This is a genomic window from Pirellulales bacterium (assembly GCA_035533075.1).
In the GTDB taxonomy this organism is placed as follows: domain Bacteria; phylum Planctomycetota; class Planctomycetia; order Pirellulales; family JAICIG01; genus DASSFG01.
Genome location: DATLUO010000246.1, coordinates 1 through 21,061 on the forward strand (window position 1 = coordinate 1; position 21,061 = coordinate 21,061).

Below are 21,061 nucleotides of genomic sequence, written 5' to 3' on the forward strand. Positions count from 1 at the left end.
GGTTCAGGGTTCAGGGTTCAGGGTTCAGGGTTCAGGGTTCAGGGTTCAGGGTTCAGGGTTCAGGGTTCAGGGTTCAGGGTTCAGGGTTCAGGGTTCAGGGTTCAGGGCCGGCGCGGCGCCTGACGCCTGGCGCCTGACGCCTATCGCCCCTCTTTTTCCGCCAACCAACGTGCCCGGAGCAGATTCCCGTGCCGCTGGGGCGACTCGATCTGGCGATAGACTTCGCGAGCATCCTCGGTCAGACCGAGCGCTTCCTCGGCCCGGGCCAGATTGTAGAGCGCTCCGGCACGCCAGGGGCTTTGCGCGTCGACGTCGAGCGTGCGCTTGGCAAGGTGGTCGGCCGCCGTCTTGTAGTTCTCTCGTTCGTAGGCGATCAAGCCCAGCCAGTAGCTGGCATCGTGCTTCGCCACGTGGGCCAACTGGATATAGCGGTTCGCCGTCTGTTGCCATTCTTCCGGCGCAACCTTGCCGCGCAAGCGTTCGCCCTCTTGCTGCGGAATCGCCGGCCCGTTGGCAATCTCGGACTCCGACGGGCGAGCGATCTGGTAATAATGCATCGCGCCCTCGTCGCCCGAAAAATGGCCCATCAAGTGGAGCACGCGCCCCTTCCATAAAGCCGGCACGATCTCGGCCTTCTTTTTGAGCGTTCGCGGGAATGGCACAACGAACGGCTCGAAATCAGCAGCCAAACGCTGAAGCCCTGTTTTGCCCAGCTTGGCCTGGCCGGCCAGCCGCTCGTAGGGCAAACTCCAAAGCTCCACGTCCTTCACGTGCTTGCACTTTTTCACACGTTCGGCGACTGCACTGGCGTCGACCGAAAGCACCATCTTTTGGTCGCCGGTCAACTCCGATTCCAACAGGGCCGCCCGCTGCGTCAGATAAATCGGCGAAGCCTCGATGAGGGCCAGCATGTTTTGCACGCCCGCCGCGTCCATCTCGTAGCGGTGGTCGTCGTCGAGATCGAGATGCCGCAGCAGCGCCTCGTCGGCCGCGACCTGGGCCAGCGTGGCGATGCCTTCGCCGTTCGGTCCCGGCACCGGCAGCCCCAAGCTTGGCTCAAACAGATACAGCTCGCCCTTGTCGAGCAGGGCGGGCACCCAGGGGCGAGGCGAGGCCTCTTCGGCGTCTGCCGCCGCGGGGCGCGACAACATCACCACGTCGAGCCCTTGCTGCCGGGCCATCAAGATGAACACCCACGCGCGGTCGATCGCCGGGCCGCGCCCTAATAGCAGCGTTTGCCAGGCCAGCCGGGTCGGCGTGGCCGACTGGCCTTCGTCGGACGATTCGAGTTGGATGTTGCGGACGATCCAATCGAACAGCCGCCGGGCACGTTCCAGGTCGTTCTGCGTCGTGCCGGCTGCCCAGTTGGAGGCGTCCCGCATCCACACCGCCTCGCGCAGATCGATGCCGTCAGCGCGTGCGAAGCCCATCGCGTCCAACTCTTGCAACTGCGGCAATTTCTTGAGCCGTTCAGGAAGACGCTCCAGCAGCGGCCCGCGGCGCCAATCGGCGAGCGGCGTTTGCAACGTCATCCACTGGTTCAACTGGCTCACCAAGGCCGGCGGCACGCCCGACTCCAACGCATGCCGCGCTGTTTCGTTCAGGTCGAAAAAGTCTTGAACGTCCGAATTGACGGCGTCGTATTGAGCGAGGCCGTTCAAGAGTCCGGAGATATAGGCCAGAATGTCGTTGGCCTGCTCGATCTTGGCTGTTTCTTCGCTGCCCGACGTCGGTGTGGGCAAGGGAGCTGCCGAATCGCAGCCCACAAAAACGGCCCAGGGTGCAAACCACAAGAGAAGTCTACGCACGCAAGTTCTCCACCGTCTCGCGCAATCGCACCAGACGGGCTAAAAGGTTTCCGAATTCATCCAAGGGAACCATGTTGGGGCCGTCGCTGGGCGACTTGTCGGGATCGGGGTGCGTCTCGAAAAACAGGCCGTCGACGCCGATCGCCGTGGCTGCCCGTGCCAGAGGCTCGACCATGGCGCGGTTCCCGCCCGTCGAGCTGCCCAGTCCGCCTGGCTCCTGTACGCTGTGAGTGGCGTCAAAGATCACCGGCACACCTAAACTTTGCATTTGGGGTATGGCCCGCATGTCGTTCACCAGCCGGCCGTAGCCGAAAAATGTCCCCCGTTCGCAGAGCAGAATATCGCGACAGCCGGCCGACTCCAGCTTGCTGACGACGTGCCGCATGTTCCAAGGGGCCATAAACTGGCCTTTTTTTACGTGTACCGGCTTGCCGGTGGCGGCTGCCGCCGCAAGCAAGTCGGTCTGCCTGGCGAGAAAGGCGGGAATTTGAAGCAGGTCGCAGACGTCGGCCACCGCGGCGGCCTGGTGCGATTCATGCACGTCGCTGGTCACCGGCAGGCCCGTGCGCTCTTTGGCGCGGGCGAGCACGGCCAGCCCGGCATCGAGGCCGAGGCCGCGAAAGGCCTCGCCGCTGGTCCGGTTGGCCTTGTCGAACGACGCCTTAAACACAAGCTGGATAGGCAGTTCCGACGCGATGGCCGCCAGTCGCTGGGCGATGGAACAGGTCAGTTCTTCCGTCTCGATGACGCACGGGCCGGCGATCACCAGCAGTCTCTGGCCGCGGCCGCAACGGTAGTCCCCGATTCGGGCAGGATTGTTTGGCACGGTTCGTTGTTCTCCTTGGGTCTGCCTTCCGTCATCGTATCCTCCGCGAGCATCTTGTTGGAGGATGGCCTTCCCAGGCCGTCCCGAAAAAACGTGGGCGCACCGCGAGGACGTCCCAAAGCGAGACAATCTCGCTTTGGGACGCCGATTGCCGTCATGGTCGATTGAAGCGAAACGCCACACCAGCTTGCGGCGGAATGGCACCAAAAAAATGCGCGAATCTCGGCCTCCTTTGAATCGTCTCTAAATGAAACATCGCTACTTAAAGCTTATCGCAGCAACCGGTTGCGAATTGAGATCATCAGCGAAACGCCAGCGATGCCCGCAGTGGCACAGGGCGTGCTAATTAGGAATCGTGCTTGCTGAGGCAAGCACTTAAATTCTGACTGGCCCGCGGGGCCTCTGACGACTACCGGCTGGACGGTTGACTTGCCCCTGACCGTCCCGCACAAGCCAATGCGTATGTGGCGCGTCAGAGGCCCCCGTTTTTTTGCGGACCTGTGTGCGCGGCGAGGTGTTTTTCCTCGGCTCGCCGCTTCTTATCACCGCTTACTCTAATGCGGCTCTACAATCGCGGCAAGTTTTTTGCGCGTCGTTTTCGCCCGACCCGCCATTTTCGGTGGCTGGGGCAGAAGCTGGCCGAGCGCGGTGCGGCAATCACCAAAACGCATTGTCGGCCAGCGATGCCTCGGTGGTGGCACCGCCGGGGCATCGCCGCGACCAGGTGTTACGGTCAAAAATGGCTCCTGCGGCGCGGCTCTGCCCCAGCCATCGCTTTGGGTCTCAACGGCCGGCGCGTGCAGTATAATCTCGTCAAATCGCGACAACTGTCACATACCCATAAGAGCCTGACATCGATGCCGACAACAAGCCGACGATCCATCGCCTTCTTCTCTGCCGCATTCACCTTACTGGCCCCTGCGCTCTCTGGGGCCGCCGACGACCGAGCGCCGCAAATCTTTCGGGCCGGCTTTGCCGAGCGCGACATCACGCCCGACATCGGCATGGAGCAGCCGGGCGGTTACGGCAAAGCGTTCCATCGCACGCTTCACGACCCGTGCAAGGCCCGCGCGGCCGTGTTTGACGACGGGCGGAAGCGGGTCGCCCTCGTCGGCATCGACGCCCTGCTCATCCGCCGTCCCTCCGTCGAGCGCTGCCGCCGGGCCATCCAGGAGCAATGCGGCATCGCGCGCCAGGCGGTGCTGATCAGTGCCTCGCATTCACCGACGTGACGCAGGTCGACAACCGCAGCCCGTACGCTCATCCGGCGGCGGAAGCCTGGGCGCAGCGCGTGGGCGGACGTGTGGGCGCCGAGGCGGCCAAGGTGCTGTTCTCGATGCCGCGCGGCAACCTGGTTCCGCTCGACTATCGCACCCGTACGTTGCACATCAAGCGGCGCCTGCCGGGTGCCGCCCGTGTGGCCCGCTCGCTGGAAACCGCCCAAAAGGATCGCAAGAGCGTCGATGCCACCGAGTGGACCTTCGCCAAGGAGATCGTGTTGCTCGACGCGCGGCTTAAGAAGGAGCCGGCGGCTGACGTCGAGGTGCAGGCGATTCAGGTCGGCCCGGCGGTGTTTGTCGCCAACCCGGCGGAGTACTTCTGCCAATACGGCCTCGACATCAAGTCGGGCAGTCCCTTCCCGTTCACCTTTCCCGTGGAGTTGGCCAACGATTGCGTGGGCTACGTGCCGACCGAAGAAGCGTTGGGGCCGCGCGGCGGCGGCTACGAGACGCGGCTCACCTACTACAGCAACCTCGAACTGACGGCCGGCCGCCAGATCGCCGACGCCGGCATCGCCCTGGCCCGCGAGCTGACTCCCGGTCCCGTGCCCGAACCGCCTCCCGCGCCGCCCTTCAAAGCTGGTCCGTGGAGCTATGGCAACGTCCCGCCGGAGCTGGAATGATAATCTGGCTCAGCAATCGGGCGGCTCCAGGGCGACGTCAAAGAACCAGTCGCCGACGCTGGCCGGCGGGATGCCCGTCATCGGGGCGCCACCGTTGTCTTTTCCGTCAGGGCCGACGCTGTAGAGCCGATAGCCTTCGTCATGCCGACGATAGATCAGCTCTTGACCGTTGAAGGGGTCGACCGGCGCCGCATCGAGATATTGCGGAGCCAACTCGTGCAGGGTCGCCGGATACCTGCCGTTGTGCAAACGATAGCGGCGCAGTGCCACGTGCGCCAGCAGCAGACGGGCGCTGCAAATTGTGCGGTTGCTTTGCCACTCGAATTTTTTTCGCTCCGCCGCCCAAGTATAGCCGAGCTGCGACAGCGCAAGGCGTTCGTTCCAGGAACGCGTCATCGCGTTGTAGCGTTCATGCCGCTGGACGACGTCATCGAAGGGCTCTCGCTTCGTGGGATGCACTGCCGCTAAGCCAACGGAAAGCTGCTGACAACCGCGTTCATCAAGCCGGCCCACGAGCAAGCGCAACCCCTCGAGCCCCGTCCCCTCGCAGGCGCGTCCGACCTCGTGATCGAGGTAGAATCCGTCGACCGCCATCGCTTGGCCCAGCCGGACCGCGTCGAGATCGCTCTCGATGGCTTGACCGAGCTGACCATCGGCGGCACACAACCGCCCTTGGGCGACAAACAGCCTCGTCAATTGCCGCAGAGTGCCGACCCGCTCGATTTGCTCGTCGGCATTGGGCCAGGGCGCGCTGCACGGGCGGCAAAGGCCAGTAAGGGCGAGTTCCAGCGCTGCCTTGTTGCTCGTCACGTAGTCGCGGAGCGGCTCACCCGCGAGCGTGTGGATATTCGATGGCTCGCGACCAAGAAGCGCCGCCGCGCGCATCAGATCGTCGTAGCCGTTGTCGGCCGGCGATTCCGGGCGCGAGAGGAACCGCGGCCAGAGGATCCAGGCATAAAGCACCGCGGTCGGCAGCATCATTGCCACAAGACTGATCGCGACGATTGCCCGAGGCCAGCGCGTTGTCGCCCTGCGCGCCAGCCAAAGCCAACCGGCCATCATCCAGGTGGGAGGCATTACAGCAACCGCCAACATCCGGACCCAGGGCCGCGCGCGTCCGGAGACCGCCCAATCGGCTAAAACCGTTAAGAATGCCAGTAGCAAGCCCGGCAGAGGGATCAGGTACCAGTCTGGGCGCACGTCGGCGGGCATCCGTATCGCAAGAGCAAAAACGACGCCGAGCATCAGTACCACGAGAAACAAATCGCCTAATGAAAAACGCGCGCGTCCGCGCGGAGAGCTCGCGCCGGCCGACGTCGGCGAGTCTGTGGACCTGAGCGCCGTCGGCCCCAGGCACCACAGCACGAAAAGCACCGCGAAGGTCTGCGTTAGGAACAGGAGCCAGAGCTGGTAATCGGGCACGAGCAACCAGACGCCGCACAGCAAGAACACGGCCACGGCCCGCGGGAACCAGTGTCCCGTCGTCGCGCGGCCGGCCCACACCGCGGCCAGGCCATACGCGCTGTAGGTGGATACAACGACGAGCCAGAAAATCAGCCCGAAACAATCACGGAACCAAGTCATGATGCGGTGCTCGACGAAACTGCTGAACCGGAAACGGCACTAAAAGTCGCCCTTGATCGCTTCGCCGCCCTGGCGCGTGTTCAGGCTGGCCCATACGGAGAAGGCGATGCCGTGGTAAATCTGGCTGGTATGTCCGTCGCCGAAAACGGCCATCACGACGCCCGGATGAAAGCTGTCGGGGCCGGGCCAGTTCGAGTTCGGGCTGTAGAGTGCGTTGTAGAGCGGTGCGATTCCGGCAATCGGCGAGGGACCGATCACTCCGCCGAATTCGAAGCCGGCGGGACCTTTGCCCGTCGCAACGCCGCACGGGCCGCCCTGCGCCGCCGTGTACATGCCGGCCGAGCAAGCCCCCGTACCTGTGACCGTTTCGGTAAATGCAATCATCGATGCCCTGAACACCATCGGCACAGGGGTGGTGCTGCCCGGCGCGGAGAGCAGGTTCGAGCGGTGCTTGCCGGTGCCGCCGACCGCCAATGCGGGCGGCGACCAGGCGGTTGTGCCCGGCCCCGGCAGCTTCCAGTCGGGCGGAAGCGGTTGGGGCGCATCGGCCTCAAACACCAGGTCCGCATTCAAGCTGGTGTTGTAGATGTTGCCGCCCGAAGCGGTCGGCGCCGCGACGCTGCAAGCGGTCACTTCCGCCACGCAAATCGTGTTCGACGTGCCGTCTTTGATCATCGCAAAGCTGGCCGGCTCGTTGAAGGTGAAGAACCCCTTCGTGCCACGCGGGGCCGTTGTTTCACCTTCGCAGGGTTTGTCGGCCTTCGGCACGGCGCTGTAAAAACCGATGCCGGTGCTGCCGGCGTAATTCGTCCACATGCACGAGCCCGGCAATTCGCTTGGCCCGGTGAACGCGCTGTCCGACGGGCAGCGGTAGGGCGGAGCCTGATGGGATTGGGTATAGCCGAAATACGACGGTGGATTCATTGGCGGGACCCCGCCGGTGCCATACTGCTGGCTCTGGTTCCAGATCGGCAGCCGCTTGTTGATGGCATTGTAAAACGGCGCTCACATGAACTGAGGCAAGATGGCCACCGTCCAGGGGTAGTGATAGGTAAGCTGCTCCGTATTGCCCGCAACGCCAAACGTCGGCTTGTCAGGGTGCTGCCCCCACAATGCGTCGTAAGGAAAGCTCTTGTGGATGTCGGCGTAGGTCTGCAGGCCGAGCCCGATTTGCTTGAGGTTGTTGTTGCACTGACTGCGCCGAGCTTCCTCGCGGGCGGCCTGAACCGCTGGGATCAGCAGCGCGATCAAGAACCCGATGATGCCGATCACGACCAGCAACTCGATGAGAGTGACGCCGCGGCACCGACCGTGCGGCGACAGCCGCCGGCCACAAACCGATTGTCTCGACAACCACCACATATCACAGTCTCCCGCGATCGGCCGCCAGTCTCAATCAGAGGGTGCTCCGATCTTGGCAGCAGTCGGTCGTTTTGCCGTTGTCGGCGTCGGCCTGGTCGGCGAAGGCCTCGCCCGATTTGTCTACCGCAACGCCAACCTTAAGCCTAAAACACTGGCCGCGATTCCGTCAAGCCGCGAACAGAACCTGCTGTGTCTTAAAGTGGTGTTGCTGCGGTGCGACGAGACGGAAACCCGAAGCGCCAGCCATACCGGCTACAACGTGTCGAAGGAGTTTGAGATTCTAGATGTTTTGCCAGGCGAGTGACCGCCAAAGAAGTCGAGACGAACGATGACTTTCGTAAGCGGTTCTGTTACTCTAGGATATCCGCCCAGGCAACCATCGCAGGCGGTTTCTCAGGAGAGCAGGAATGCCCGAACTCTTATGCCAGCGATCGCTGCATCAGCGACACGCCTTTTGCAATTATTTCGGCGCCGAGCGCGAAGGGCTGGTGGTCGCCAGCCGCCGCAACATGCTCAAGGCCGGCCTGGCCGGTGTGGCGGGCATGAGTCTCGGCGAAGTGCTGCGGACCGAGGCCGCCGCCGTGCAGGCCGGGCAAACCAGTCCGCGGGCCAAAAGCGTCATCCTGTTGTGGATGGCGGGCGGACCCAGCCACATCGACACCTGGGATCCCAAGCCGGACCGCCCCTATCAAAATCGCGGCCCGTTCTCGACCATTCAAACCAGGCTGCCCGGCGTGGCCATCTGCGAGCATCTGCCCAAGCAGGCCTCGATGCTCGACCAATTCACGGTCATCCGCTCGGTCGATGCCCGGCACAGCAATCACGAGCCGAATGCCGTGTTTCAGACCGGCAACAGCGCGGCCGCGCCGCGGATCAATCCCGAGGGAAAAGATTACCCGGCCATCGGCTCGATCGTCTCCAAGTTTTGCGGGGGGCCGGATCCGGTCGTGCCGCCCTACGTCGTGTTCATGAAGTCGAGGACGCACATTCCGTTCGCCGGATACTTGGGCAAGCGCTACGATCCCTTCGTGGCCGAGCAGGCGGCGCGGCTGCCGGTTTACGACAACGTCGGCGGCGACACCGGGCAGCAAACGGGCGCCGACCTGTTCGCGCTGCCCAGCGGTCTCAGCCAGGAGCGGCTGCACGACCGCCGGGCATTGCTGGCCGATTTCGATCGCCTGCGCCGCGATCTCGACTGCGACGGCTCGATGGAAGCGCTCGAAAGCTACCGCCGGCAGGCGCTGGAAATGGTCATCGGCCGCCGCGCACAGCAGGCGTTCGATATTTCGCAAGAGCCCGCCGCATTCCGCGACCGCTATGGCAAGCACCTCTGGTGCCAGCAGGCCTTGTTGGCCCGGCGGTTGGTCGAGGCGGGCGTGCGGTTCGTGACGATCGACCTGAGCTATCATCCCGCGTCGGGCACCTGGGACACGCACGGCGACAACATTCCTCCCTACGGCGGCATCAAGAAAGGGCTGGGGCCGCTGTTGCCCCTGTTCGACCACCTGCTGACGACGCTGGTGGGCGATCTCGGCGCGCGCGGCCTGCTCGACGACGTGCTGGTGATCGCCATGGGAGAGTTCGGCCGCACGCCGCAGATGGGCACGCAAGGCAGCACCGACGGCCGCAACCACTGGCCGGCCGTGATGTCGATGTGTCTGGCCGGCGGCGGCCTGCGGCACGGCCAGGTGATCGGCGGCACCGAGAGCGACGGCGGTTACATCCGCGAGCGGCCCGTGACGCCCGCCGACCTGGCCGCCACGATTTATCGCTATCTCGGTGTGTCGCTGGATGCCACCTATCTCGACAACCGCGGCCGGCCGCGCTACATCGTCGAGAACGACGGCCAGCCGATCGGTGAGCTGTTTTAGCCATGAAGAATCAACTCGCAAATTCGGAACTGGGAAAGGTATTACGTGCCGAGCCTGATTTTTCAGCAGCGTTCACCCGAAAGATCGAGGCGCTGAAAGGCAAGTTGTCGATCGACCTGCGGATGCCCGTTCAGCATGACGCGGACATGAATTACAGTTCTTCGCAGAAGCTCATCGTGAACTTCGATGCGAATGGGGAGGCGGTCCCGCCATCTTCGCCGGAATCGAAGTTTCGACTGTTTGTCTACGTGAGCTCGAAGGGCCCTTATTTCGGGACAAAGCTTTTCGCGCTTCGCGCGATTGGCGGCGACCATTTGGAATATGGCCTGCCGAGCCCAGGCGATTACTTGATTGAAGCAAAAGGCCAGGAGGGGCTTCCCGCAAAAATGTTGGACTCAATCTCGCAGATTAATCGTTGGATGCAGTTGCAGTCCTATCAGTTGATTGACGGCGAGGCAGCTTATGAACTCGCCGATGGGCATGACACTGAGCTGGACGGCCGTCCGGCGACGGTTTTCGATGTGCTGTTCAGTGAAATCGACTGAATCATCGTCGAGAAGCAGCTTCAGCCCATCGCAAGGTGTTTTTAGCGGTCGTCCATCTTGGACGTGACGAACCCGGTTGAGCGCGTATACCACGATCGCCCCTCGCGGACCCAGCGTTCCGAGAAGACCCGTCGCTGCCCGCGAGCGTCATCAAACACTGACTTGCCCAGAGCGAAATCACGATTCTCGTAAAGTATGTTCCGCTCGTGCAGATGAACGTCTAGGTCCAGATCAACCAGTGACAAGGAACCAACACGGTCGAGAAACTCAGCGACGGAGTTGGAGTACTGCAAAAGTGTCACTGACTCCGGCTTATGACGAACGCGCGGGTCAATCATTTCGTGACAGCGCGCGAATTGTCGTTCGTTCAGCAGCTTATAGAATTGCCGAATCCTTCGACGGAGCGAAGATTGCGTAGTTTGCTGTTTCGTTTTCATGGCCAAACTTGCGAAGACGATACGTGCGGATTGAACCACTCGCCGGTTTGCGGGTCGCGATCGGCGCTTACTTTGACTTTCGCGCCGTCCGGTGCTTCATACAAAAAATACCATCGTCCCCAGCCTGGGCGATTATTGGGTGGCGCCTTCGTCGGTCCATCGTAGTACGAATCTAATTCCGACCAGTTCCACGGCGCGTCGTCGAGTTCAAGGCCCGACGCGGGATCCGCGGGGTCGAGTCCGTCACGTGGATCGGGCCAAAGCTGCATGCGCGTGGATCAATGCCTCCCAATCCTCCCTAAACATTTTAACGTCCAACGTTATTGCCAGCGAGGTTGAAACGCGATGCTCATTTTCCTCGAACTTTGAGCACGGGGTCCGCTTTCAGCGGCAGCTTCACCGGTTTGCCGCTCTCGGCCGATTTGTAGATGCCCAGAATGATCTCCACGGCCCGGCGGCCTTCGCGGCCATCGATCGAGGGCGGGCGGTCCTTCTGCATCGCCTCGACGAAGTCGCGGAACTGCTTGGCGTGCGCCTGGTGCCCGATGGCGGCCGGATCGGCGGCGCCGCCGCCCGTGCTCTTGCGCTCGCTCATCGCGCGCAGGATGGCCGCGTCGCGGCGGTCGCCCTTGGCGAAGTCCCATTTTACGATGTCTTCTTCTTCGATCATGGCCGAGCCTTGCGAGCCGTGCAGCTCGGTCCGCTTGAGATAACCGGGCCAGGCGGCGGTGGTGGCCTCGATCGATCCCAAGGCGCCGTTTTCGAACCGCAAGCTGGCCACCGCCGTGTCTTCCACGGCGATCCGCTCGTGGGCCAAGGTCGCGGTGTGGGCGCAGATTTCGGCCACCGGACCCATCAGCCATTGCAGCAGGTCGACGCTATGGATGGCCTGATTCATCAAGGCGCCGCCGCCGTCGAGCTGCCAGGTGCCGCGCCAGGCGCCGCTGTCGTAGTAGGCCTGGCTGCGGAACCACTTCACATAGGCGTCGCCCAACGTCAAGCGTCCGAAACGCCCGGCCTCGACGGCCCGCTTCAGCTCCCGGCTGGAGTCGTGAAACCGCGAGGGAAAAATCGTGGCCAGCCGCACGCCGGCCTTGTCGCAGGCGGCGATAATCTGGTCGCAGCGTTTGAGCGTGATCTCCAGCGGCTTTTCGACGATCACGTGCTTGCCCGATCGGGCGGCGGCCACGGCCGGTTCCAAATGGGCCCCGCTGGCGGTAGCGATCGTTACGACATCGACCGCCGGATCCCGCAGCAGATCGCCAAGATCGTGATACGCACGGCAGCCTTGTTCGGCGGCGAACTTCACGGCTTTTTCCGGGGTGCGATTGTAGCAGGCGACGAGTTTGGCGCCGCGTACCTCGCCGATGGCCCTCGCGTGAAACCGGGCGATCATGCCACAACCGACCATGCCAAAACCGACTGCCATCTCGTACTCCGCGGGTTAATAAGGAACCGCGGATTATATCGCCACCGATGGCGGCCATACAGAGACGCGGCTGAGCCGACCCCCGCGCCCTCGGTTCTCACGGGCACTGTCAAAATGGCAGCGTGAGCGGGGCGATTGATCGTAGCCTGGCGTCGGCCGAATCAGACTGCGATTATCCTAAACCGTTACTCGATAGCGACTTGCGTATTAAATGCCATTCGTGGCGCGCCGCTTGCTTATCCACTCGCCACGAGCGCCTCGAATGCGCATAATTGGCAGCCAGGCCCGTCAACGTCGGTTGGGCCGAACGCCAGCCACAAAACCGTCCACTATTGAAAGATCTGGAGGCATCTTAGGCCATGGCAGTCGCGATGAAAGAAAAGAAGAGGGTCACGAGCAGCAAGGAATTCAAGCTTCAGCCGCTGGGCGATCGCGTGGTGCTGGAGCGCGAGGAATCGGAAACAACCACGGCGGGCGGCATTGTGTTGCCCGACACCGCCAAGAACAAGCCGGCCCGCGGTACTGTCGTTTCGGTGGGCGACGGCAAGCTTCGCGACGACGGCAAGCGCACGCCCCTGCAAGTGAAAGTGGGCGACCGCGTGCTGTTCAGCTCCTACGCCGGCGACGAGTTCAAGGTCGGCGATCGCGAGCTGCTGCTGATGCGCGAGGACGACATTCTGGCCGTGATCGAGTAAACGTCTGTAGGGAACGGACTCCGTGCCGTTCCGCGAATCGCAATCGGGGCGTCAAGCGGCAGGTCACGGAACGGCACGGAGTCCGTTCCCTACAGAAGCCGAAAACAACATTCAACCTTTTTGGAGAACCATCCCCCATGGCAAAGACCATTGCTTTTGACCAGGAAGCGCGCGAGGCGATTCGCCGCGGCGTTTCCAAGCTGGCCCGCGCGGTCAAGGTGACCCTCGGTCCCAAGGGCCGCAACGTCATCTTGCAGAAGAGCTTCGGCTCGCCCACCGTCACCAAGGACGGCGTCACCGTCGCCAAGGAAATCGACCTGGAAGACGTCTACGAGAACATGGGTGCCCGCATGGTCCGCGAGGTCGCCTCGAAGACCAGCGACGTGGCCGGCGACGGCACCACCACCGCCACCGTCTTGGCCGAAGCCATCTTCAACGAGGGCCTCAAGGCCGTCGTGGCCGGCGTCAATCCCTTGCAGATGAAGCAGGGCATCGAGAAAGCCGTCGAAGACATGACCGACAAGCTCAAGAAGACGTCGATCCAAATCAAGAGCAAGAAGGAGATGGCTCAGGTCGGCGCGGTGGCCAGCAACAACGACACCGAGATCGGCGACTTGTTGGCCGAGGCGATGGAAAAGGTCGGCAAAGACGGCGTGATCACGGTCGACGAAGGCAAGAGCCTCAAGACCGAGGTCGAGTGGGTCGAGGGCATGCAGTTCGACCGCGGCTACCTCTCGCCCTACTTCGTCACCGATCCGCAGAAGATGGAGTGCGTGCTCGAAGACGCCTACATCCTGGTGATGGAGAAGAAGATCGCCAACGTCAAAGAGATGTTGCCGGTGCTCGAAGCCGTGGTCAACGCGGGCAAGCCGCTGTTGATCGTGGCCGAAGACGTGGAGGGCGAGGCCCTGGCCACGCTCGTCATCAACAAGCTGCGCGGCACGTTCAAGTGCTGTGCGGTGAAGGCCCCCGGCTATGGCGACCGCCGCAAGGCGATGCTGGAAGACATCGCCATTCTCACCGGCGGCCAGGCGATCTTCGAGAGCCTGGGCCTCAAGCTCGAAAACCTGCCGATCACCGATCTGGGCCGCGCCAAGAAGGTGATGGTCGACAAGGACAACACGACGATCATCGAAGGCGCCGGCCGCTCCAGCGACATCAAGGCCCGTATCGACCAGATTCGCCGCGAGATTGAGACCTCGACCAGCGACTACGACAAGGAGAAGCTGAACGAGCGGTTGGCGAAGCTGGCGGGCGGCGTGGCCAAGGTGAACGTGGGCGCGGCCACCGAGAGCGAAATGAAGGAAAAGAAGGCCCGCGTCGAAGACGCCCTGCACGCCACGCGTGCGGCGGTGGAAGAGGGCATTTTGCCCGGCGGCGGCGTGGCCTTGCTGCGTGCGTCGGCCCAGTGCAAGCCCGAGGGTCTGAGCCACGATCAGGAAGTGGGCTACAACATCGTGAAGCGTGCCTGCCGGTCGCCGCTCACCTGGATCGCCAGCAATGCCGGGCAAGACGGCGGCATCGTGTGCGAAAAGGTGCTCGAAGGCAAAGGCAACTTCGGCTACAACGCGGCCAGCGATGTCTATGAAGACATGGTGAAGGCGGGCATCATCGACCCGACGAAGGTCACTCGGACGGCGCTGCAAAACGCGTCGAGCGTGGCGATCTTGCTGTTGACGAGCGATGCCTTGATCGCCGAGAAGCCGAAGGAAGGCAAGAAGGCCGGTCACGGCGGAGCGGAAGACATGTACTAAGCGGCGCTCATGTGTAGGGTGGGGCAAGCGAGCTTGCGAGCGCGGGCCCACCGTATTGGGCGTCGCATCAGTCAGATTACTATATTCGGCCCGCCGGTCTCCCGCTGAGACCGGCGGGTTTGTTTTTGCGCCTTGGCGAGCTCTTCTCACGGATCTGCGATTGCAAGTCCGCGACAGATCTTGCGAGCCAAGACGTTCGGAATTTCGATATGAAGAGGCACAGCTTCTTGATCGCTCGTGCAGTCTGGCCGTAAGCTTTTCGACGGCTCAATAAAGTGCGCATATCTTCTCCATTACATTGGAGAAGCAAAACGCGTTTTGCTTCCCAAAAGCCAACTTCCCGCGTACGTGTTTGAAACTCGATGAACTCGCCAGATTTGGAAAAACTGAGAGAGTTTTACGGCCGGTTCCTGGCGGCGGGACTTGTCGTGTTGCGGCAGGCGGTGGACGCGAACGACCTTGAGTGGGCGGCGAGGTGCCGTGCGCTTCATGCGAGTAGCAGCGTCTCGCGAATCGCCTCCGTGGGCACCCCGCGCAGGCCGTTCTCGCGGCGATCTTCTAAAATCAAGGCGCTCGCATCTCGCAGGCTTTCACGGCACTCTTCAAGTGTGCGACCTTGGCCATTGGCGCCGGGAACCTCCGGACAATAGCCAATATACCAGTCGTCGGTATACCAGTCGTCGGTTTGTTCGTAGACGGCGGTAAACTCGTTGCACATGGAAAAAAGCGTCTCGCGACGGGTGAAGGTCAGAGCGCCGCTCGCGTATCGGATGGGCAAAGATAAAAAGACGATGCGACCTCTCGCCCACGTTATTGTAGCAAGAACACGAACCATCGTGGCCATCTGCCATTCTGCTCTTGTGTGTCGCGGTCGAACCGCCTATTTTGCCGCGCCGTTCGTGCGCGGAAGCCCGCGCATCTTCACCGGTCGTTTGCCCTTGGCAGGATTTGGCCATGTACCGACTCGTGCGTCCATGCGTTTTCTTGCTGTTCATGTTTGCTCCCCAAGCCGCGGGCGATGCCGCCGAGCGGCCCGCGAAGTTGCCCGTTGGCAGCCAGGTGTTGGCGAAGCATCCCGGCGTGAAGTTCCGCATCAAGAACAACGATCAGGGCGAGATGCACGCCGGAGTGATCGAACGCGTGCAGAAAGTGCAGGGCGAATGGCTGTGGCTCGGGCGAGGCTGGGTTCCACGGCGCGACGTTGTCTCCCTCTGGGACGCCGTCGAGTACTTCACGGCGGAAATCGCGCGAAAACCGACGGCGTTCGCCTGCGTCGCCAGGGCCGCCGCAAAGGGCCGCGAAGGCGGTTTTGCATCGGAAATCGACAACGATATCGATCAGGCGCTCAAGTTCGATCCGGATTTTGCCGCGGCACATTACCTCCGCGGAGTGACGTTTCGCGAGCGGCAAGAATACGACTCTGCGATTGACGCCTTCGACGATGCCATCAGCTTTAATCCAACTCTAGCGGATGCGTACAACGACCGCGGTCGCGCCCGATACGACAAGGCGGCCGCATACAAAATACCTGGCCGCGCCTGGGATGACAGAAAGGATCTGGAGAAGGCGCTGTGGGACCTCAATCGAGCGATCCAACTCTGCCCGAGATTGGCGAAGGCGTACGCAAACCGCGCCACCATTTTCCTTGCCAAAGGCGAGAATGAACGCGCGCTCGCGGAAGCCCAGGAATCGCTCAAGCACGGTCCGGCCGCGTCGGCGGCGTACAGGCATATTGGCGCCTATTGGGTAGCCAAGGGCGATGACGAGCGCGCGATGGCGGCCTACAGCGAGGCCGTCCGCCTCAATCCCAAATGTGGGAAGGCGCGGTTCGAGCGTGGCAAGATCCATTCGCGACAGGGCGACCACGAAAAAGCCATTGCCGACCTGAGCCAAGCCGTCGAACTCCTGCCAAAAAATGCCGAGGCACTCGAAGCGCGTGGCTTTGCCTATTACCGCCTTGGCGCGACGGAAAAGTCGAACGCCGACCGCATCGCCGCGGCCCGTTTGCAGCGGGCCGCATCCGCGGCAACGCTTCCAAGCACCAACTGCGAGAAGAACAAGAAACCCGCGGAGAACGAGGCCGACGTCGATCCCTGGCGGCTCTACAACGCCCTACATCAGACGGCGCCAGGTGCAAACGACGCGACAACCGCCAAATCGAACCCCGCACAGGCCGAGGCTCCTCGAAGCCGCGCCAGCACGCTCGACGCTTCCGCTCGGCGTTGCGCCACATCGACCGATGAGCGATATTTGAACGGTGAGCGGGCTGTCGAGGCAGCCACCGAGGCCTGCGAGCTATCGAAATGGAAGCGTGCCGATTACATCGACACGCTGGCCGCGGCCTACGCCGAAACGGGCGACTTCGACGCGGCCGTCAAGTGGCAGACCAAGGCCATCGAACTGGCCATCGGCGCCGCGTTCAAGGCCGAAGCCGAACAACGGTTGCAATTGTATCGCGACCACCAGCCGTGCCGTGAGGATTCACAGGGCCGAGTGGCCCGCGGCAAGTCGGACGACGGCGAGCAACGTTAGCAGCTCCTTTTCGCGTTTTGAGCTTTGCGCCGCCTACCCCAAACCACTAAGATGGTTTGGTTATGCCCGACTTGCGCAAAGACCCGATTGTCGGCCGCTGGGTGATCGTGGCCAAAAGCCGCGCCAAGCGCCCGCACGATTTTGTGAGCACGCCGCAACTCGTACCGGGGTCGTTTTGCCCATTTTGCGCAGGCCACGAAGCTTATACGCCCAGAGAAATCCTGGCCTATCGCCCGGCCGGTTCGCAGGCCAATGGCGAAGGCTGGCGGGTGCGCGTGGTGCCCAACAAGTTCCCGGCCCTGGAGATCGAAGGCGATCTCAACAAACGGGGAGATGGAATCTACGACATGATGCGCGGCGTCGGCGCGCATGAGGTGATTATCGAATCGCCGCGGCACCTGCTGAGCAGCTCGGACCTGACCGAAGAGGAACTGCGTGAAGTCTTGTGGGTCTATCGCGACCGGCTGGTCGACCTGAAGAAAGATCCGCGGCTCGTCTACGGCATGATCTTCAAGAACGTGGGGGCCGCGGCCGGCGCCTCGCTGGAACACACGCACAGCCAGTTGATCGTGACGCCCATCGTGCCGATCGTCGTCATGGAAGAGATGAAGGGGTCGCAGGAGTTTTATCGCTACCGCGGCCGCTGCGTGTTTTGCGACATGGTGCAGCAAGAGCTGGCCGGCGAAAAGCGGACCGTGCTCGACACGCCCGGCTTTGTGGCCTTTTGCCCGTTCGCCAGCCGGTTTCCCTTCGAGACCTGGATTCTGCCCAAGGGCCACGCCAGCCACTACGAGAACATCCAAAAGCACGGCGTCGAAGAACTGGCCCGCGTGTTACGGCAGGTGATCGGCAACATCGAGCTGGCGTTGGACCGGCCGAGCTACAACTATATCTTGCACACCGCGCCGTTCGACAGCCCGGAACTAGGCCATTACCACTGGCACATCGAGATCATTCCACGGCTGACGAGGACGGCGGGCTTCGAATGGGGCAGCGGCTTTTACATCAACTCCGTGCCGCCCGAAGAGGCCGCGGCGTTTTTGCGCGACGTGGAAGTCGAGTCGCACGAGTTACGGAGCTTGCCGGTCAAGTAGACTGGCCGATTAAGTAAAGCAGTCAAGTTTTTGCGGACGATGATGAACTGACCACGGACCACTGACCACGAACAATTCCACATGTCGAACACGATCCGCTTTGTCCTGGCCCTGCACAATCACCAGCCGATCGGCAATTTTTCCGGCGTGATGGAGCAAGCCTATCAGGAGGCCTACTCGCCCTTCCTGGATGTCTTCGAGCGCTATCCCACGCTCAAGATCGGCCTGCATACCAGCGGCTCGTTGATGGAATGGATCGCCGCGAATCATCCCGAGTATCTGGAAAGGCTGGGCGAACTGGTGGCCTCGGGACGAGTGGAGATCATCGGCGGGGCGTTTTACGAGCCGATCCTGGCGATGATCCCCAGCCGCGACCGCATCGGGCAAATCCGCAGCTACACGCAGTGGCTCGAGCAGCGGCTGGAGACCAAGATCCGCGGAATATGGATTCCCGAACGGGTCTGGGAGCAGTCGTTTACCAGCGATCTGGCCGCCGCCGGCATTCAATATACGGTGCTCGACGACTTCCACTTCAAGAACGCCGGCCTCACGCAGGGCCACCTCGACGGCTACTACGTGACCGAGGACGACGGGCAGCTCATCGCCGTCTTTCCCGGCAGCGAGCGGCTGCGGTATCTGATTCCCTTCGCCTCGCCGCAAGAGACGATCGACCATCTGCAATGGATCGCCTCGCAGCGGCCCGGCGCCGTGGCCGTGTTTGGCGACGACGGCGAGAAGTTCGGCACCTGGCCCGAAACGCACACGCACGTCTACACCAACGGCTGGCTGACGCGGTTCTTCGACCTGCTGGTGGCCAACGAAAGCTGGATCAAGATCACGACGCTGGGCGAGGCCGTCGACAACGTGCCGCCCTTGGGCAAGATTTACCTGCCCGACAGCAGCTACCGCGAGATGACCGAGTGGGCGCTGCCCACGGAGCAGCTCGTCGAATACGAGCGGCTGAAGCACGAGATGGAGCACGACGCGCGCTGGCCGGCACTGACCCAGTTCGTCAAAGGCGGCTTCTGGCGGAACTTCAAGGTGAAGTATCCCGAAAGCGACGAGATGTATACCCGCATGCTGATGGTCAGCCGCAAGCTGGAGCAGGCCGTCGAGGCGGAGCACGATCCGGAGCTGGTCGGCTACGCTCGCACCGAGCTGTATCGCGGACAGTGCAACTGCAGCTACTGGCACGGGGCCTTCGGCGGCATCTATCTGCCGCACCTCCGCAACGCGGTCTATAATCATCTGATCGCGGCCGACAACCTGCTCGACCGGGCGGCCGACCGCGGCGAGAATTGGGTCGAGGCCACGGCCAGCGACTTCAATCTCGACGCCCGGCAAGAGGCGTTTCTGGCCAACGACAAGCTGGCCGCGCTGTTGTCGCCTTATCGCGGCGGCATGATGTACGAGCTCGACGTGCGGTCGATCTGCTTGAACCTGCTGGCGACGCTGGCCCGCAGGCCGGAAGCCTATCATCGCAAAGTGTTGGCCGGGGCTGCCGGCACGAACGGGCACGTGGCCAGCATTCACGACCGCGTGGTGTTCAAGCAGCCGGGCCTCGATCAGAGGCTGCAATACGACACTTTGCCGCGCAAAAGCCTGCTCGACCATTTTTTCGACAACGAGACATCGATCAACGCGCTGGTATCCGGGCACTCGGCCGAGCGCGGCGACTTTGTGCAAGGCACGTACGAGGCCCGCGTGCGTCGCAGTCCGCACCGCATCCAGGTGCAGATGTCGCGTCAGGGCATCGCCTGTGGGCGTGCGGTGAAAGTGACCAAGGGCGTCACGCTCTCGTCGGGTAGCTCGACCTTGGAAATCGCCTATTTGCTCGAAGGGTTGCCGCCGGGCCAGGCGATGCACTTCGGCATCGAGTTCAACTTCGCGGCCATGCCGTCCAATTGCGACGACCGCTATTTTCACGACGGCGAAGGCCGCCGGCTCGGTCATCTTGGCCGCCAGCTCGACTTGACCGGCGCGGGCGCGCTAGGGCTGGTAGACGAATGGCTGGGCATCGAGCTGGTGTGGCGTGCGAGCTGTCCGGCGTCGATCTGGACGTTCCCGATCGAGACGGTGAGCCAGTCGGAGGGCGGCTTCGAGTTGGTGCATCAATCGGTGGTCGTGCTGCCTCGCTGGTACATTCAGGCCGACGCCGACGGCCGCTGGAGCGTGACCATGAGCCTCTCGGTCGACACCTCGCGCGCCGAGAGCCGCATGGAAAAGCCGGCCGTGGCCGTGGCGCATTAGCCTTGAATTGCCCTGATTCGTTCCGCTGCCCAGGCTGCGGCGGCTGTGGACAGAGGCACGTCTGGCGGCTTCGAATAGTCGATGGCCACGGCGTAGGGCGACAGCTCGTAGATCGTGGAGAATGCTTGTTGCAGATCCAACGGAACGTCGGGGTCCGGCTCTCGCAGAGGTACGCGCACCGTCGGCAGACGATCGAACAGGGGAACCGGCCAAACTTCCGTTTCCGGCCGCCTGTTGGCGCGTGTCAAGAACACAAAATAGTCGGCAGCCGGCAACGGCTTCGTCATGGGAACTCGCTTCCCCTTGCGAAGCAAGTCGATCTCCAGCAGATGGGCCGTGCTCAGAAGAATTTTCTTGCGCTTCTCCAGGTATTCCTTGCGGCCGTCGCTGCGTTGATTCGTGGGCGAGAGGATCTCGATCAGCGTCACGAGCTCACGTCCGGATCGATCTCGTATCTCGACCCACGAATGCGGAACCCGCGAAGGCACCACGGTCGTCAGTTTGATCGGAGCCTCGGCCAGCGCGGCGCCGCCAATGGGCAATGGCGCCTGCCTCGCCTCAACCACGCCCACATCAGGGTAGACATCCGTTGCCTCGATCGAAACCTCCTCAGGAGTATCCGTTACCTGACGCTGGTTGGCAAAGGCGAGATAGCGCGGCAAGAGCCTGGGGGTCAACTGACGCGCAATTTCCACCGCCAACTGAATGTGGAACGTGGTCCACAATTCGCCTTCAAGATAGGGGTCCATGCCGGGAAATGGGCACGACATGTAATCCTCCGAGTGACCTAAGCCCGACCTTTTCAAAGCACGCCTCTTCTTATCATCCGCAAACATCGCGCAATACTCAAGTGCGACGCCCTTACGCCAGCGGCCGCTGGAACGGCGGCGATGAGCCTGTCGGTCGACACCTCTCGCGCCGAGAGCCGCATGGAGAAGCCCGCCATAGCCGTGGCACAGTCAGCTCATAGG

Annotated in this window: 17 protein-coding genes and 1 pseudogene; 10 read left to right on the forward strand and 8 right to left on the reverse strand. The window is 62.5% G+C overall.

Annotation, left to right across the window (positions count from 1 at the left end; translation table 11 throughout):
• Positions 1–140: 140 nt before the first annotated feature.
• Positions 141–1,808 carry a hypothetical protein gene (locus VNH11_30530; GenBank protein HVA50721.1) on the reverse strand — a complete coding sequence of 556 codons (1,668 nt, stop codon included), beginning with the start codon at positions 1,806–1,808 and terminating at the stop codon, positions 141–143.
• The gene (kdsA, locus tag VNH11_30535; GenBank protein HVA50722.1) at positions 1,801–2,634 is read right to left on the reverse strand and encodes a 3-deoxy-8-phosphooctulonate synthase; all 834 of its coding nucleotides are present in this window, start codon (positions 2,632–2,634) and stop codon (positions 1,801–1,803) included. Before kdsA ends, VNH11_30530 begins: the two co-directional genes overlap by 8 nt.
• Positions 2,635–3,491: 857 nt before the next feature.
• Here kdsA and VNH11_30540 point away from each other — a divergent pair.
• Together VNH11_30540 and VNH11_30545 are read left to right on the forward strand one after the other, a co-directional pair.
• A complete protein-coding gene (locus VNH11_30540) occupies positions 3,492–3,866 on the forward strand; it encodes a hypothetical protein (protein ID HVA50723.1) in 375 nt (124 codons plus the stop codon).
• Positions 3,863–4,537, forward strand: a complete 675-nt coding sequence (locus VNH11_30545) for a hypothetical protein (protein HVA50724.1) — start codon at positions 3,863–3,865, stop codon at positions 4,535–4,537. Before VNH11_30540 ends, VNH11_30545 begins: the two co-directional genes overlap by 4 nt.
• A 9-nt stretch (positions 4,538–4,546) precedes the next feature.
• Here VNH11_30545 and VNH11_30550 read toward each other — a convergent pair whose 3' ends face one another.
• The 3 genes and pseudogenes from VNH11_30550 to VNH11_30560 form a co-directional block, all read right to left on the reverse strand.
• Positions 4,547–6,121, reverse strand: coding sequence for a hypothetical protein (locus tag VNH11_30550; GenBank protein HVA50725.1), 1,575 nt, complete (start codon positions 6,119–6,121; stop codon positions 4,547–4,549).
• A 39-nt stretch (positions 6,122–6,160) separates the two neighbouring features.
• On the reverse strand, positions 6,161–6,523 hold the full coding sequence (locus tag VNH11_30555; protein HVA50726.1) for an H-X9-DG-CTERM domain-containing protein: 363 nt from the start codon (positions 6,521–6,523) through the stop codon (positions 6,161–6,163).
• Between the two features lie 84 nt (positions 6,524–6,607).
• A pseudogene (locus VNH11_30560) lies at positions 6,608–7,483 on the reverse strand (DUF1559 domain-containing protein).
• Positions 7,484–7,535: 52 nt separating this feature from the next.
• Here VNH11_30560 and VNH11_30565 point away from each other — a divergent pair.
• From VNH11_30565 to VNH11_30575, 3 genes are all read left to right on the forward strand, one after another.
• The gene (locus VNH11_30565; GenBank protein HVA50727.1) at positions 7,536–7,787 is read left to right on the forward strand and encodes a hypothetical protein; all 252 of its coding nucleotides are present in this window, start codon (positions 7,536–7,538) and stop codon (positions 7,785–7,787) included.
• Between the two features lie 103 nt (positions 7,788–7,890).
• Positions 7,891–9,354 carry a DUF1501 domain-containing protein gene (locus VNH11_30570; GenBank protein ID HVA50728.1) on the forward strand — a complete coding sequence of 488 codons (1,464 nt, stop codon included), beginning with the start codon at positions 7,891–7,893 and terminating at the stop codon, positions 9,352–9,354.
• A 2-nt stretch (positions 9,355–9,356) separates the two neighbouring features.
• On the forward strand, positions 9,357–9,899 hold the full coding sequence (locus tag VNH11_30575) for a hypothetical protein (GenBank protein HVA50729.1): 543 nt from the start codon (positions 9,357–9,359) through the stop codon (positions 9,897–9,899).
• 786 nt (positions 9,900–10,685) lie between these two features.
• Here VNH11_30575 and VNH11_30580 read toward each other — a convergent pair.
• A complete protein-coding gene (locus VNH11_30580; protein HVA50730.1) occupies positions 10,686–11,765 on the reverse strand; it encodes a Gfo/Idh/MocA family oxidoreductase in 1,080 nt (359 codons plus the stop codon).
• Positions 11,766–12,124: 359 nt separating this feature from the next.
• Here VNH11_30580 and VNH11_30585 point away from each other — a divergent pair, with 359 nt between their 5' ends.
• Both VNH11_30585 and groL read left to right on the forward strand, forming a co-directional pair.
• The gene (locus VNH11_30585; protein ID HVA50731.1) at positions 12,125–12,460 is read left to right on the forward strand and encodes a co-chaperone GroES; all 336 of its coding nucleotides are present in this window, start codon (positions 12,125–12,127) and stop codon (positions 12,458–12,460) included.
• Between the two features lie 137 nt (positions 12,461–12,597).
• Positions 12,598–14,214, forward strand: coding sequence for a chaperonin GroEL (groL, locus tag VNH11_30590; protein HVA50732.1), 1,617 nt, complete (start codon positions 12,598–12,600; stop codon positions 14,212–14,214).
• Positions 14,215–14,701: 487 nt separating this feature from the next.
• Here groL and VNH11_30595 read toward each other — a convergent pair whose 3' ends face one another.
• Positions 14,702–15,058 carry a type II toxin-antitoxin system HicB family antitoxin gene (locus VNH11_30595; GenBank protein HVA50733.1) on the reverse strand — a complete coding sequence of 119 codons (357 nt, stop codon included), beginning with the start codon at positions 15,056–15,058 and terminating at the stop codon, positions 14,702–14,704.
• A 110-nt stretch (positions 15,059–15,168) separates the two neighbouring features.
• Here VNH11_30595 and VNH11_30600 point away from each other — a divergent pair, with 110 nt between their 5' ends.
• From VNH11_30600 to VNH11_30610, 3 genes are all read left to right on the forward strand, one after another.
• Entirely contained in the window at positions 15,169–16,746 is a 1,578-nt protein-coding gene (locus VNH11_30600) for a tetratricopeptide repeat protein (protein ID HVA50734.1), read from the forward strand.
• A gap of 62 nt (positions 16,747–16,808) precedes the next feature.
• Entirely contained in the window at positions 16,809–17,840 is a 1,032-nt protein-coding gene (gene galT / locus VNH11_30605) for a galactose-1-phosphate uridylyltransferase (GenBank protein HVA50735.1), read from the forward strand.
• An 81-nt stretch (positions 17,841–17,921) separates the two neighbouring features.
• On the forward strand, positions 17,922–20,090 hold the full coding sequence (locus tag VNH11_30610; protein HVA50736.1) for an alpha-amylase/4-alpha-glucanotransferase domain-containing protein: 2,169 nt from the start codon (positions 17,922–17,924) through the stop codon (positions 20,088–20,090).
• On the opposite strand, the gene VNH11_30615 is transcribed toward VNH11_30610, so the two are convergent.
• Complete coding sequence (locus VNH11_30615) at positions 20,087–20,860, reverse strand: DUF4058 family protein (GenBank protein ID HVA50737.1); 774 nt, start codon at positions 20,858–20,860, stop codon at positions 20,087–20,089. The two genes, VNH11_30610 and VNH11_30615, sit on opposite strands and share 4 nt — an antisense overlap.
• Between the last annotated feature and the right edge of the window lie 201 nt (positions 20,861–21,061).

What these genes read in the sequence shown, in the direction of transcription:
- VNH11_30540 (HVA50723.1), top strand. Translation starts at nt 3,492, where the DNA reads ATGCCGACAACAAGCCGACGATCCATCGCCTTCTTCTCTGCCGCATTC.
- VNH11_30550 (HVA50725.1), bottom strand. Translation starts at nt 6,121, where the DNA reads ATGACTTGGTTCCGTGATTGTTTCGGGCTGATTTTCTGGCTCGTCGTT.
- VNH11_30555 (HVA50726.1), bottom strand. Translation starts at nt 6,523, where the DNA reads ATGGTGTTCAGGGCATCGATGATTGCATTTACCGAAACGGTCACAGGT.
- VNH11_30570 (HVA50728.1), top strand. Translation starts at nt 7,891, where the DNA reads ATGCCCGAACTCTTATGCCAGCGATCGCTGCATCAGCGACACGCCTTT.
- VNH11_30575 (HVA50729.1), top strand. Translation starts at nt 9,357, where the DNA reads ATGAAGAATCAACTCGCAAATTCGGAACTGGGAAAGGTATTACGTGCC.
- VNH11_30580 (HVA50730.1), bottom strand. Translation starts at nt 11,765, where the DNA reads ATGGCAGTCGGTTTTGGCATGGTCGGTTGTGGCATGATCGCCCGGTTT.
- VNH11_30585 (HVA50731.1), top strand. Translation starts at nt 12,125, where the DNA reads ATGGCAGTCGCGATGAAAGAAAAGAAGAGGGTCACGAGCAGCAAGGAA.
- groL (HVA50732.1), top strand. Translation starts at nt 12,598, where the DNA reads ATGGCAAAGACCATTGCTTTTGACCAGGAAGCGCGCGAGGCGATTCGC.
- VNH11_30595 (HVA50733.1), bottom strand. Translation starts at nt 15,058, where the DNA reads ATGGCCACGATGGTTCGTGTTCTTGCTACAATAACGTGGGCGAGAGGT.
- VNH11_30600 (HVA50734.1), top strand. Translation starts at nt 15,169, where the DNA reads ATGTACCGACTCGTGCGTCCATGCGTTTTCTTGCTGTTCATGTTTGCT.
- galT (HVA50735.1), top strand. Translation starts at nt 16,809, where the DNA reads ATGCCCGACTTGCGCAAAGACCCGATTGTCGGCCGCTGGGTGATCGTG.
- VNH11_30610 (HVA50736.1), top strand. Translation starts at nt 17,922, where the DNA reads ATGTCGAACACGATCCGCTTTGTCCTGGCCCTGCACAATCACCAGCCG.
- VNH11_30615 (HVA50737.1), bottom strand. Translation starts at nt 20,860, where the DNA reads ATGTCGTGCCCATTTCCCGGCATGGACCCCTATCTTGAAGGCGAATTG.